The sequence below is a fragment of the Aquabacterium sp. A08 genome (assembly GCF_011742065.1).
This window is the reverse complement of the sequence record NZ_JAAQQT010000617.1, coordinates 11,477-24,584: the sequence shown is the minus strand read 5'-3', so window position 1 is coordinate 24,584 and position 13,108 is coordinate 11,477. Positions and strand designations below refer to the sequence as shown.

The 13,108-nt window shown below is 73.4% G+C and carries 8 protein-coding genes; 6 read left to right on the top strand and 2 right to left on the bottom strand.

Translation table 11 applies throughout. From position 1 onward, the window contains the following. Positions 1 to 3: 3 nt before the first annotated feature. On the bottom strand, positions 4 to 456 hold the full coding sequence (locus HA630_RS10985; RefSeq protein ID WP_166834723.1) for a FecR domain-containing protein: 453 nt from the start codon (positions 454 to 456) through the stop codon (positions 4 to 6). Positions 457 to 595: 139 nt separating this feature from the next. On the opposite strand from HA630_RS10985, the gene HA630_RS10980 reads away from it, so the two are divergent. The 3 genes from HA630_RS10980 to HA630_RS10970 all read left to right on the top strand — a co-directional run bounded on the left by HA630_RS10980 (position 596) and on the right by HA630_RS10970 (position 3,284). After that, entirely contained in the window at positions 596 to 1,234 is a 639-nt protein-coding gene (locus tag HA630_RS10980) for an OmpA family protein (protein ID WP_166834721.1), read from the top strand. Positions 1,235 to 1,239: 5 nt separating this feature from the next. After that, positions 1,240 to 2,289 (top strand): DNA polymerase III subunit delta, encoded by a 1,050-nt coding sequence (gene holA / locus HA630_RS10975; protein ID WP_166834719.1) that lies wholly within the window; start codon positions 1,240 to 1,242, stop codon positions 2,287 to 2,289. Positions 2,290 to 2,426: 137 nt separating this feature from the next. Then, positions 2,427 to 3,284, top strand: coding sequence for a ferritin-like domain-containing protein (locus HA630_RS10970; protein WP_166834717.1), 858 nt, complete (start codon positions 2,427 to 2,429; stop codon positions 3,282 to 3,284). A 4-nt stretch (positions 3,285 to 3,288) separates the two neighbouring features. Here the strand turns inward: HA630_RS10970 and glnE are convergent, their stop codons facing one another. Further along, a complete protein-coding gene (glnE, locus tag HA630_RS10965) occupies positions 3,289 to 6,069 on the bottom strand; it encodes a bifunctional [glutamate--ammonia ligase]-adenylyl-L-tyrosine phosphorylase/[glutamate--ammonia-ligase] adenylyltransferase (RefSeq protein ID WP_166834777.1) in 2,781 nt (926 codons plus the stop codon). 56 nt (positions 6,070 to 6,125) lie between these two features. Between glnE and HA630_RS10960 the strand changes: the two genes are divergently transcribed. The 3 genes from HA630_RS10960 to HA630_RS10950 are packed head-to-tail and all read left to right on the top strand — an operon-like array spanning position 6,126 to position 13,106. Beyond that, the gene (locus HA630_RS10960) at positions 6,126 to 10,235 is read left to right on the top strand and encodes a YhdP family protein (RefSeq protein WP_166834715.1); all 4,110 of its coding nucleotides are present in this window, start codon (positions 6,126 to 6,128) and stop codon (positions 10,233 to 10,235) included. Beyond that, complete coding sequence (locus tag HA630_RS10955) at positions 10,232 to 11,038, top strand: carbon-nitrogen hydrolase family protein (protein ID WP_166834713.1); 807 nt, start codon at positions 10,232 to 10,234, stop codon at positions 11,036 to 11,038. Before HA630_RS10960 ends, HA630_RS10955 begins: the two co-directional genes overlap by 4 nt. A gap of 7 nt (positions 11,039 to 11,045) precedes the next feature. Beyond that, the gene (locus HA630_RS10950; protein ID WP_166834711.1) at positions 11,046 to 13,106 is read left to right on the top strand and encodes an ATP-binding protein; all 2,061 of its coding nucleotides are present in this window, start codon (positions 11,046 to 11,048) and stop codon (positions 13,104 to 13,106) included. Positions 13,107 to 13,108 lie beyond the last annotated feature (2 nt).

The window sequence follows — 13,108 nt, the reverse complement described above, 5'->3', positions numbered from 1 at the left end:
GGCTTATTCCTCGACCTTGAGCAGAAACTGGGTGCCGCGCACGCCGATGGTGCCGGTGGGGGTGGTGACCTGGACCGCCTCGGGTTGCAGCTTGGCGATGACGCCCGAGACGTAGTTCAGCGTGCCACGGCCCATGCGGGCCCCGAGCTGGAGCCGGCCCTGGGCGGGCTGGTAGAGGTAGTTTTCCACCACCAGTTCGGTGTTCGGCCCGAAGGACATGACCGTGTTGTCCTGGAAGGTGACGCCCAGGCTGGCGGCCGGGCCGGTCTGGAGCACGCTGCCCAGCGCCACCGGCGTGCCGGGCCGCGCCGCCACGGTCTGGCCGGCGGTGGTCACCTGGGCCGCGCCGCTGACGGTCTTGACGTAGCCGATGGCGTCGGCCGCGGCCGCGCCGACGCTGCACAGCGTCAGGCCACACAGCAGGGTTGGGACAAGCAGGGCGGGCAGGCGGGTCATGGGCGAAACGGCGGCAAAAGTTGCGGGACGGTGGCGCCACACCCCGGCCGGCGTGGGTACACTGGCGCCGGGACCCACTATCGTCCATAACCGCGCCGTTGGCAAGTTCCCGCCGCCGCGCCCGCCCCAGGAGCCGACCGTGTCCGCTTTGCCCCCCCCTGTGTTTTCGCGCTGGACCGCCCTGGCCCTGCTGGCCCTGGCCGCGGCCGGGCTGGCCGGTTGCGCCGCGCCGCCCGCGCTGCCCAAGTCCTACGTGGTGCTGTTGCCCAGCCCGGACGGCAGCGTGGGCCGCGTCACGGTGGACGGGCCCGCCGGCCGCCAGACCCTGAGCCAGGCCGGCCAGGCCGCCGGGGCCGACGGCTCGGCCGTGGCCCAGCCGCCCGACGCCGAGCGCCTGGCGCGCGACTTCGGCGCGGCGCAACAGGCCCGCCCGCTGCTGCCCGAGGCCTTCATGCTGTACTTTGAAACCGGCGGCGCGCGCCTGACCCCGGCCGCCGAAACCACCTGGACCCAGCTGCTGCAACGCATCCGCGAACGCGGCGCGCAGGGCATGGTCGATGTGTCGGTCATCGGCCACACCGACACGGTGGGTCGCCCCGAAGTGAACGCCCGCGTGTCGCAGGAACGCGCCGAGGCCGTGGCCCAGCGCCTGCGCGGCGCCGGGGTGGAGCAGCTGGTCATCCAGGTGGAGGCCCACGGCGAAAGCAACCCGCTGGTGCCCACCGTCGACGACACGCCCGAGCCGCGCAACCGGCGCGTCGAAATCACGGTGCGCTGAACCGCATGCAGGTTCCGGCATCCCAGCTCCAGGCCCACCTGCAACGCGGCCTGCGCCCGCTCTACACCCTGCACGGCGACGACCCGCTGCTGCAGCAGGAAGCGGCCGACGCCATCCGCGCCGCGGCCCGGGCCCAGGGCCACACCGAGCGCACCGTGTTCACCGTGGCCGGGGCCCATTTCGACTGGAGCGCGGTGCTGGCCGCCGGCGGCGCGCTCAGCCTGTTCGCCGACAAGCAGCTGGTGGAGGTGCGCATCCCCTCGGGCAAGCCGGGCAAGGACGGCTCGCAGGCCCTGCAGCGCCTGGCCGAGGTGGCCGCCGGCCACGACAGCACGCTGACCCTGGTGCTGCTGCCGCGGCTGGACGCCGCCACCCTCAAAGGCGCCTGGTTCGCCGCGCTCGACGGCCACGGCGTGACCGTGCGGCTGGACCCGGTGGAGCGGCCGCAGCTGCCGGGCTGGATCGCCCAGCGGCTGCAGGCCCAGGGCCAGCACGTGCAGGCCGGCGAGGCCGGGCAGCGCACCTTGGCCTTCGTCGCCGACCGGGTCGAGGGCAACCTGCTGGCCGCGCACCAGGAAATCCAGAAGCTGGGGCTGTTGTACCCGCCGGGCGAACTCGATTTCGCGCAGGTGGAGAGCGCGGTGCTGAACGTGGCCCGCTACGACCCCTTCAAGCTGGCCGAGGCGGTGCTCGACGGCCAGCCGGCGCGGGTGCAGCGCATGCTCGACGGCCTGCAGGCCGAGGGCGAAGCCCCGGTGCTGGTGCACTGGGCCTTGAGCGAGGACATCCGCGCGCTGCACAAGGTGAAAACCGCCGCGGCCGGCAAGCCCCTGCCCATGGTGCTGCGCGAGCTGCGCATCTGGGGCCCGCGCGAAAAACGCTTCGAGCGCGCCGTGCCGCGCCTGGCGCTGCCGCAGCTGGCGCAGTGGCTGCAGGACGCGCACACGGTGGACGGCATCGTCAAAGGCCTGAAGCACCCGGCCTGGCCGCACGACCCCTGGCAGGCCCTGCACCGCCTGGCGCTGGGCGTGTGCCAGGCCTGCGCGCTGCGCTGAAGCCGGCGCCGCGCCACTGGGCGGGCGGCGCAATACCCTCGCCCGGCCGCGGGGCGGGGCTGCCCAATCTTGGGGGGACCGACTAAAATCGCGGTTTCCGGCCGCGCCCGTGCGGCCCTTGCCGCCGCGACACGCCCATGCTCTACCCCGAACTCTTCAAGCAACTCGAATCCGTCCGCTGGGACATGGACAAGGACATCCCCTGGGACACCTTCGACGCCAGCCAGCTGAGCGACGAACAGGCGCAGACCATCAAGATGAACGCCATCACGGAATGGGCGGCGCTGCCGGCCACCGAGATGTTCCTGCGCGACAACCGCGACGACAGCGACTTTTCCGCCTTCATGTCGATCTGGTTCTTCGAGGAACAAAAGCATTCGCTGGTGCTGATGGAGTACCTGCGCCGCTTCCGCCCCGACCTGGTGCCGACCGAGGAAGAGCTGCACGCGGTGCGCTTCGAGTTCGACCCGGCGCCGCCCCTGGAAACGCTGATGCTGCACTTCTGCGGCGAAATCCGCCTGAACCACTGGTACCGCCGCGCGGCCGAATGGCACACCGAGCCGGTGATCAAGGCCATCTACACCACGCTGAGCCAGGACGAAGCCCGCCACGGCGGCGCCTACCTGCGCTACATGAAGCGTGCCATTGCCAAGTTCGGCAACGAGGCCAAGGCCGCGTTTGCCAAGGTGGGCGTGCTGATGGCCAGCGCCCGCCGCACCGCGCAGGCGCTGCACCCGACCAACCTGCACGTGAGCAAGGCGCACTACCCGCGCGACACGGTGCAGAGCCGCCTGCCCGACCCGGAATGGCTGGAACAGTGGCTGAGCCAGCAGATCCAGTTCGACGCCGCCTGGGAAACCAAGGTGGTCGACCGCATCCTGCACAACCTGAGCCTGCTGATGGACGGCAGCTTCAAGACGGTGCAGGAGCTCAACCGCTTCCGCAAGGAGATGGCGGCCACCCTGCCGGCCACCGGCGCCTACCAGGGCGCCTGAGCCCTCACACCGGGCCCAGCACCTGGGCCCAGAGGGCGCGCACCGCGTCGATGTGGGCCTGCAGCGGCGCCGGGTCGATCTGGGTGGCGGTTTCGTCCAGTCGGGCGCGGTGCTGGCGCTGGCGCATGTCGCGGTAGGCGTCGGCCGCCGCGCTGCCCAGGCCGGCCGGCAGCAGGCCCACCTGCTCGGCGCGCTGCAGCAGCGCGATGTTGCCCAGGTTGCCGCGCAGTTCGGGGTGCGCCGCCGACCGCGACAGCACCAGGAACTGGACGATGAATTCCACGTCGATCATGCCGCCCGGGCTGTGCTTGATGTCGAACAGGCCTTCGCGCACCGGGTGGGCGGCGCGCATTTTTTCGCGCATGGTGCGGATTTCGCCGACCAGGGCGGCCACGTCGCGCGGCGCGGTCATCACCGCCTCGCGCACCGCGTCGAAGCGCGGCGCCAGTTCGGGTGTGCCCAGCACGAAGCGCGCCCGGGTGATGGCCTGGTGCTCCCAGGTCCAGGCGGTGTTGCTGCCGCGGTTCTGCTGGTAGTTGGCGTAGGCGTCGAAACTGGTCACCAGCAGGCCGGAGTTGCCGTTGGGGCGCAGCGCGGTGTCGATCTCGAACAGGTCGCCCTCGCCGGTTTTCACGGTGAGCCAGTTGATCATCTTGCGCACGAAGGCGGAATAGACCTCGGACGCCCGCTCGTCGTCGTCCTCGTACACAAACACGATGTCGAGGTCGCTGCCGTAGCCCAGTTCCTTGCCGCCCAATTTGCCGTAGCCGATGATGGCGTGGCGCGGTGTGTCGCGGTGGCGGTTTTTCAGGCGCTCCCAGCACCAGCGGCCGGTGACGCGCAGCACCGCGTCGGCCAGGGCGCTCAGGTCGTCGGCCACCTGCTCCACGGTCAGCACGCCTTCGACGTCGCGCGCCAGGGTGCGGAAGGTTTCGGCGTGGTGGGCGCGGCGCAGCAGGTTGAGCAGTTCCTCGTCGTCGTCCTCGCCGGTGTGGGCCAGCGAGCGTTTGCGCGCCTCCAGCTCGGCCTCGAACTGGGCGGGGTCGAAGCGGTCTTCGTAGAGTTGGCGGCTGGCCAGTTCGTCGATCACACCGGGGTGCTTGAGCAGGTAGCGCGCCGGCCATTTGGCCGCGCCGAACACGCGCAGCAGCCGCTCGTGCACCGACGGCCGCTCCTGCAGCAGCGCCAGGTAGCTTTCGCGGCGCAGCAGCGGCTCGATCCAGTCGGCCATGCGCAGCGCGCCCTGTTCGCTGACGCGGCCGTCTTCCAGCCAGGCGCCGGTGCGCTGCACCAGCCGGGCCAGGCGCTGGCGCGTGTCCTCGCGCAGGGCCAGCACGCGCGGGTGTTCGCACCAGTCGGCCACCTTGGCGGCGAAGCTGGGCGGCAGCTGCGCCAGCACCGACTGCAGGTCCTCCACCGCGCTGCGGGCCTTGCCGTTGCAGGTCTTGCCGTTGCACTGGCCGGGGTGGGCGCCCAGGAGCGTGTCGAACTCCTGGGCCACGGTTTCGCGGTGCGCGTCCAGCGCGTGCAGGAAGGCGCAGGCGTCGGCAAAGCCCAGGGTGGCGGCGATCCAGGCCAGGTCGTCGTCGCGCGTGGGCAGGATGTGGGTTTGCTGGTCGTCCAGGTACTGGATGCGGTGCTCGACCCGGCGCAGGAAGTCGTAGGCGGCGGCCAGGGCCTCGACCTTGTCGGGCGGCATCAGGCCGGCGCGTTGCAGGCGCGGCAGCGCGGCCAGGGTGGGGCGGGTGCGCAGCTCGGGGAACTGGCCGCCGCGCACCACCTGCAGCAGCTGCACGGTGAACTCGATTTCGCGGATGCCGCCGCGCGAGAGCTTGACGTCGTGGGCGCGCTCGGGGTGGCCGGCGGCGCGCTTGCTGGCGTGGTCGCGGATCTGGCGGTGCAGGGTGCGCAGCGACTCGAACACGTTGTAGTCGAGGTAGCGCCGGAACACAAAGGGCAGCACCACGCCGCGCAGGGCCTGGGCGCCGCCGGCCTCGATGGCGCGGCGCGGCGCCACCACCCGGCTCTTGAGCCAGGCGAAGCGTTCCCATTCGCGGCCCTGCACCAGGAAGTATTCCTCCAGCGCGCCCAGCGACACCGCCGGCGGCCCCGAGTTGCCGTTGGGGCGCAGCGCCAGGTCCACCCGGAACACCTGGCCGTGTTCGGTGGTGTCGCCGATCAGCGCGTACACCCGCTTGACGACCTTGCCGAAGTACTCGTGGTTGGAAATGCGCTGGCGGCCCTCGGCGTTGCCGGCGGTCTCGCCGTCGTGGTCGTAGACGTAGATCAGGTCGATGTCGCTGGAGACGTTGAGCTCGCGCGCGCCGAACTTGCCCATGCCGATGATCCAGACCTCGGCCCGGCGCAGCACGGTGCCTTGTGCGGCGGGCACGCTGGGGTCGGCGTATTGCGGGGCGCCGTGCAGGGCGTCCAGCTCGGCCAGGGCCTGGGTCAGGGCCTCGTCCAGCGCCAGTTCGGCCAGTTCGGTCACGGCGCCGGTCACCAGGGCCAGCGGCGCGTTGCCTTCGCAGTCCAGCACCGCCAACCGCTCCAGCACCAGGTGGCGCAGCACGCGCAGGGCGCTGGCCAGGTCCAGCCCCTGGTCGCGCAGGGCGGTCAGCCCGGCCCGCAGCCGGTCGCGGTCCGGGGCGCCGTCGGGCAGGCAGGCGCGTTCACGGTCGTAGCGGCGGCGGATGCGCTGCACAAAACGCGAATGGGCCGCCGCGCCGTGAAGTTTGGATACAAATTGCGTCGCATTGGCAGAGCCTGCCGGGTCGCTGACCATCATAATTTCGCGTGCTCAAGAATCCTGGTTCCACCCTACCCCCGCGCCGCCTCCGGATGGCGGCGTGGCTGGCCCGCACCGCGCTGTGGCTGGTGGTGCTGGCCTGGGGCCTGCTGGCCCTGAGCTGGGGGGTGCTGCATGCGGTCATTGTGCCGCGAGTTGGCGAATGGCGCCCGGCGCTGGAGTCGGTGGCCACGCGTGCCCTGGGTGTGCCGGTGCGGGTCGGCGCGGTGGCGGCCGTGGCCGGTGGCCCGATCCCGGCGTTCGAGCTGCACGACGTGCGCCTGTTCGACGCCCGCGGCCACGAAGCGCTGCACCTGCCCCGGGTCCAGGCCGCGCTGTCGGTGCGTTCGCTCTGGCGCTTGGGCTTCGAGCAGTTGCTGATCGACGGCGCGGTGCTGGACGTGCGCCGCACCGCCGCCGGGCGCATCGAGCTCGGCGGCATCGACGTCTCGCCCGACCCGGACCGCGACAGCGGCCGCGTGGCCGACTGGTTTTTCGGACAGCGCGAATTCGCCATCCGCCAGGGCACGCTGCGCTGGACCGACGACACCCGCCCCGGGCTGCCGCCGCTGCAGCTGGACCAGGTGGACGCGGTGTTCCGCAACCCCGGCCGCCAGCACCACTGGCGCCTGGACGCCACGCCCCCGCCGGCCCTGGGGCAGCGCGTCAGCCTGCGCGGGCGTTTCCAGCGCCCGGTCTGGCAGACCCGGGCCGGCGCCTGGCGCGACTGGAGCGGCACCGCCTACGCCGAGGCGCCGCTGCTGGACCTGCAGCCGCTGGCGCCCTACCTGAACCTGGCGGCCTGGACCGCCGTGGCCGAGCCGCGCGGCCGGGGCGCCTGGCGCGCCTGGGCCACGGCCGAGCGCGGGCGCCTCACCGACGCCAGCGCCGACGTGGCGCTGCAGGGCGTGGCCCTGCGCGGGCGCGCCGACGGCCCACCCCTGGCCCTGCAGGCCCTGCGTGGGCGGTTCAACTGGCAGGGCGACGGCGCGCGCACCCGCCTGTCCACCGAGGGCCTGGCCTTCACCACCGCCGCCGGCCTGGCCTGGCCCGGTGGCGACCTGGCCTACACCCAGACCCGGGCCCCGGACGGCCGGCTGCGCGAGTGGGCCGCCGAGGCCAGCCGCTTCGACCTGGCGGTGCTGCCGCCGCTGGCCCCCTGGCTGCCACTGCCCGACGGCGACCTGCCCACCCTGGCGGCGCTGCAACCCCAGGGCCAGGCCGAGGCGCTGGCCCTGCGCTGGGCCCAGGGCGAGCGCCCTGGCGATGCGCCGCGTTGGTCGGCCAGCGGCCGGGTGCGCGGCCTGGCCCTGCAGGCGGCGGCGGTGCCCGAACCCCAGACCCTGCCCGACGGTGGCTTGGACCACCCCTTGGCCCGCCCCGGGGTGCGCGGCGCCGACGTCGATTTCACCCTGGACCAGGACGGCGGCCGGGCCCAGCTGCGCCTGCAGGACGGCGCGCTGACCTTCCCTGGCCTGTTCGCCGAGCCCGAACTGCCGCTGGCCCAGCTCAGCACCGACCTGACCTGGCGCCGCAGCGGCGACCGGTTCGAGGTCGAACTGCCGCAGCTGCGCTTCGCCAACGCCGACGCCGAGGGCGAAGGCCGGGTGCGCTGGCGCACCGCCGACCCGGCCACCAGCCCGGCGCGCTCGCGCTTTCCCGGCGTCATCGACCTGGACGTGCAGATGGCCCGGGCCGACGGCGCCCGCGTCCACCGCTACCTGCCGCAGGCCATCCCGGACAGCGTGCGCCGCTACTTGCGCGAAGCCGTGGCGCAGGCGCAGGCGCGCGACGTGCGCTTCCAGGTCAGCGGCGACCTGTGGGACTTTCCCTACGCCGACCCCCGGCTGGGCCGGTTTGAGGTGCGCGGCCAGCTGCAGCAGGTGGCCCTGGCCTACGTGCCCGAACACCTGCGCCCCACCGACGCCGCCCCCTGGCCGGCGCTCGACCAGGTGCAGGCCACGCTGCACATCGACCGGGTGGCCCTGCACATCGCCGGCGCCAGCGGCGGGGTGCAGGGGGCGACCCAGCTGCGCGCGGTGCAGACCGAGGCCCGCATCGCCGACTTCACCGCCGACGACCCGGTGCTGCGGGTGCGCGGCACCGTCCAGGGCCCCGGGGCCGAGGCGCTGGACTTCGTGCGCCGCTCGCCGCTGGCCGCGCTGCTGGACGGGGTGCTGGACCAGGCCCGGCTCGACGGCCCGGTGGCGCTGGGCCTGGGGCTGGAGCTGCCGCTGAACCGGCCCGAGGCGGTGCGGGTCAGCGGCCAGTTGCGGCTCAACGGCAACGACCTGCGGGTGCTGCCCGACGCCCCCTGGCTGCGTGCCACCAGCGGCACGCTGGACTTCACCGAGCAGGGCTTTCGCGTGCCCCAGGCCAGCGCCCGGCTGCTGGGCGGCGAGCTGCGCTTCAGCGGCGCCATGGACCGCCAGGGCGGGCAGACCACGGTGCGCTTCCAGGGGCAGGGCAGCGTCAGCGCCGACGGCCTGCGCCGCAGTGGCGACCTGGACGGCCCCTGGGCCGCGCTGGCCACGCTGGGCCAGCACAGCAGCGGCGCCACCACCTACCAGGCCCGGCTGGCCTTCGCGCCCGAGGGCACCCAGGTGCGGGTCGAGTCGGGCCTGCAGGGGCTGGCCCTGGCCCTGCCCGCACCGCTGGACAAAACCGCCCCGGCGTTGCTGCCGCTGTTGTTCGAGGTGACGCCCCAGCCCGTGGCCGGCCCCGCCGGCGTGCGGCGCGACCGCTGGGCGCTGGAACTGGGCGCCGGCCCGGTGCCGCTGCTGAGCGCCCGCTACGACCGCGAACACGGCGCGGCCGGCACCCAGGTGCTGCGCGGCGCGCTGGCGCTGCGCAGCGAGCGCCCGCCCCTGCCCGAACGCGGGGTGCAGGGCCAGTTCGCCCTGGGCGACTTCGACCTGCAGGCCTGGCAGGACCTCGCGGCCGCCGCGTCGGCCCCGGTCGGGTCCGCCGAGCCCCCGGACGCGCCGGACCCGGCCTACTGGCCCACCGCCTTCGGCCTGTCGGCCGAGCGCATCCGCCAGGGCGGCCGGCAGTTCCACGACGTGGTCGCCGGCGGCTCGCGCGAGGGCCCCACCTGGCGTGTTTCGGTGGGCGCGCGCGAACTCAACGGCTACCTCGAGTACCGCCCCAACCAGGGCCAGGTGCCCGGCCGGGTGTATGCCCGGCTGGCCCGGCTGACGCTGCCGCCGGCCAGCGCCAGCGAGGTGGAAACCCTGCTGCAGGCCCAGCCGCGCGCCATCCCGGCGGTGGACGCGGTGGTGGACGACCTGGAGCTCAACGGCCGGCGCCTGGGCCGTCTGGAAATCCAGGCGGTCAACCGCAACGCCAACCTGGCGGCGCAGGAGTCGGTGCGCGAATGGCGGCTGAACACCCTGAACCTGACCGTGCCCGAGGCGCGGCTGCAGGCCAGCGGCAACTGGGCCGCGCTGGGCGGGGCCGGGCGCGGCGGGACGCAGCGGCGCACCGCGCTCAAGGTGAACCTGGCCATCGACGACGCCGGCGCCCTGCTGGCGCGCTTCGGCATGCCCGACGTGGTGCGCGGTGGCAAGGGCACGCTGGCGGGCAATGTGGGCTGGATCGGCTCGCCCCTGGGCTGGGACGTGCCCAGCCTGAGCGGCGACCTGCAGCTCGACCTGCAGCGCGGCCAGTTCCTCAAGGCCGACCCGGGGCTGGCCAAGCTGCTGGGCGTGCTCAGCCTGCAGGCCCTGCCGCGGCGCCTGGTGCTGGACTTCCGCGATGTGTTCAGCGAGGGCTTTGCCTTCGACTTCGTGCGCGGCAACGCGCACATTGCCCAGGGTGTGGCCAGCACCAACAACCTGCAGATGAAGGGCGTGAGCGCGGCCGTGCTGCTCGAAGGCCGCGCCGACATCGCCCGCGAAACCCAGGACATCACCGCGGTCGTGATCCCCGAACTGAACGCCGGCACCGCCTCGCTGGTGGCCACCGTCATCAGCCCGGTCACCGGCCTGGGCACCTTCCTGGCGCAGTACCTGCTGCGCCAGCCGCTGCAGGAAGCCGCCACGCAGCAGTACCGCATCCACGGGTCGTGGACCGACCCGCAGGTGGAAAAGCTGGAACGCCCCAACCGTCGTAACATCGCCCCAGAAGAGGGTGCGGCCCCGCGCCCAGGAGGAACCCCATGAAAGTCGCCGCCGTGCAAATGGTGTCGGGCATCAGCCTCGACCACAACCTGGCCCAGGCCCACCAACTGCTCGACCAGGCGCGTGCCGCCGGCGCCGAACTGGCCGTGCTGCCCGAGTACTTCTGCTTCATGGGGCGCCAGGACAGCGACAAGCTGGTGCTGCAGGAAACCCCCGGACTGGGCACGGTGCAGGATTTTCTGGCCGACACCGCGCGCGAGCTGGGCCTGTGGATCGTGGGTGGCACCCTGCCCATGGCCACCGACGATCCGACCCACGCCGCCAACGCCTCGGTGGTGTACAACCCCAAGGGCCAGCCGGCGGCGCGCTACGACAAGATCCACCTGTTCCGCTACGACAACGGGCGCGAGCGCTACGACGAGGCCGCGGTGCTGACCGCTGGCGACACCCCCACCACCTGGGCCCTGCCCGACCGCGACGGCCACACCTGGCGCGTCGGCATGAGCGTGTGCTACGACCTGCGCTTCCCCGAGCTGTACCGCCAGCTGGGGGCCGATATCCTGCTGGTGCCCGCCGCCTTCACCCACACCACCGGCCAGGCCCATTGGGAGGTGCTGCTGCGCGCGCGCGCCATCGAAAACCAGGCCTACGTCATCGCCAGCGCCCAGGGCGGCACCCACGAAAACGGCCGCCAGACCTGGGGCCAGAGCATGGTGATCGACCCCTGGGGCACGGTGCTGGGCCAGCACGCGGTGGGGCCGGGCGTGGTGGTCTGCGACCTCGACTGGACCCACCTGCAGCAGGTGCGGCGCCAGTTGCCGGCGCTGCAGCACCGCCGGCTCTGAGGCCGTGGTGGCGCCAACGCGCTGGGCCGAACGCTGGGCCGCCCTGCTGGGCTGGCGCTGGGCGCTGTGGGGCGCGCTGTGCCTGCTGGTGGGCCTGCTGCTGGCGGCCCTGGTGTTCCTGGCGCGCGAGTACGAGGACGGCCTGGCCCTGAGCCGCCAGGAGCGCAGCGCGGCCGACATCGCCGCCGACGTGCGCAGCGGCCTGGTGCGCAACCTGCAAGACCTGATCGCCCTGCACAGCACCGTGCCCGCGGTGGACGACTGGCCCGCCCCGGCGGCGCGTCTGCTGGCCAGCCACCGCGAGATCGCCCACCTGGAATGGCGCGACAACCGCCTGGCGGTGCGGGCCGAACGCACCAGCCCTTACCGGCCCGATCTGTTCGTCTACCGCGGCCGCCACGAGGCGCTGCCCGACGTCACCCAGGCCTGCGCCCTGGCGCTGCGCACCAACGCCGCGGCCTACGCGCCCAGCTATTTCTGGCCGCTGGCGCAGGGCGCCGGCGTGGAGCTGATGGAGATGTGCCTGCCGGTGACGCGCGACGGCCAGGCCGACGGCTACCTGGTGGCCACCTACGCCCTGGCCAGCCTGTTGACCGAACTGGTGCCGGCCGAACTCCAGCGCGGCCAGCGCATGGCCTGGACCGAGGCCGACGGCACCCGCCTGAGCATCGTCGGCAACCTGCCGGCCAGCACCGAGGTGCAGCCGGTGCAGCAGGTGTTTGACCTGCCCGGCGCCACCTACATGCTGCGGCTGGAACGTCCGCGCGAAGGGCGCGCCTGGTTCCCCCACGTGCTCACGGTGGCGGTGGGCGCGCTGGCGCTGGCCCTGCTCGGGGTGCTGGCCCTGTTCGCCCGCGACCTGCGCCGGCGCCAGCGCGCCGAACGCGGCCTGGCCGATGCCCTGGCCTTCCGCAAGGCGATGGAGGACTCCCTCGTCACCGGCCTGCGCGCGCGCGACATGGACGGCCGTATCACCTACGTCAACCCGGCCTTTTGCCAGATGCTGGGCCTGCCCCCGGAGCGGCTGCTGGGCAGCGGCGTGCCCGCGCCCTACTGGCCGCCCGAGCAGGTGGACGAATACCGCCAGCGCCTGGCGGTGCGGCTGGCCGGGCAGCTGCTGCCGCGCGAGGGTTTCGAGTCCGAATTCGTGCGCGCCGACGGCAGCCGGTTTCCGGTGCTCATCATCGAAGCGCCGCTGATCGACGCGCGCGGCGTGCAGACCGGTTGGATGAGCGCCATCCTCGACCTGAGCGAGCAGCGCCGCAGCGAGGAAAGCCTGCGCGCCTCGCAGGAGCGGCTGCAGGCCACCGCGCGGCTGGCCATGGCCGGCGAGATGGCCTCGCTCATCAGCCACGAGCTGAACCAGCCGCTGGCCGCCATCGCCAGCTACGCCAGCGGTTCGCTCAACCTGCTGGGGGCGGACGACCCCGGCGCGGCCACCGGGCCCGCGGCCGCGCCGGGCTGGCGCGCCGACGTGGCGCTGGCGCTGCGCCGCATCGCCGAACAGGCCGAGCGCGCGGGCAAGGTCATCAAAAGCGTGGGCGACCTGGTGCGCCGGCGCGAACGGGCGCGCGAGGCGGTGCCGCTGGCCGCGCTGTTCGACGGCATCGTCCCGCTGGTGCAGCTGCAGGGGCGCAAGCTCGGCATCGCGGTGGAGGTGGCGGTGGCGCCCGACTGCCCGCCCGCCTGGTGCGACCGCACCATGGTGGAACAGGTGCTGCTGAACCTGGCGCGCAACGGCATGCAGGCCATGCCCCCGGGCGACCCGCCCACCGCCAGCGGCCTGCGCCGCCTGCGCCTGAGCGCCACGCCCCGGCCGGCCGCGCCGGGGGCGGGCGCGGCGCGCTGGATCGAATGCCGCGTCAGCGACCACGGCCACGGCCTGACCCCCGAGCAGGCCGAGCGCCTGTTCACCCCCTTCTACACCACCAAGCCCGAGGGCATGGGCCTGGGCCTGAACCTGTGCCGCACCGTGGTGGAACAGCACGGCGGGGCCCTGTATTTCGAGCCGAACACGCCGCGCGGCACGGTGTTCGGGTTCACCCTGCCCGCCGCCGCCCTATCATGACG

Excerpts from the sequence above, each read along its gene's own strand:
- HA630_RS10985 (WP_166834723.1), bottom strand. The coding sequence starts at position 456 with ATGACCCGCCTGCCCGCCCTGCTTGTCCCAACCCTGCTGTGTGGCCTG.
- HA630_RS10955 (WP_166834713.1), top strand. The coding sequence starts at position 10,232 with ATGAAAGTCGCCGCCGTGCAAATGGTGTCGGGCATCAGCCTCGACCAC.
- HA630_RS10960 (WP_166834715.1), top strand. The coding sequence starts at position 6,126 with ATGGCGGCGTGGCTGGCCCGCACCGCGCTGTGGCTGGTGGTGCTGGCC.
- HA630_RS10970 (WP_166834717.1), top strand. The coding sequence starts at position 2,427 with ATGCTCTACCCCGAACTCTTCAAGCAACTCGAATCCGTCCGCTGGGAC.
- holA (WP_166834719.1), top strand. The coding sequence starts at position 1,240 with ATGCAGGTTCCGGCATCCCAGCTCCAGGCCCACCTGCAACGCGGCCTG.
- glnE (WP_166834777.1), bottom strand. The coding sequence starts at position 6,069 with ATGGTCAGCGACCCGGCAGGCTCTGCCAATGCGACGCAATTTGTATCC.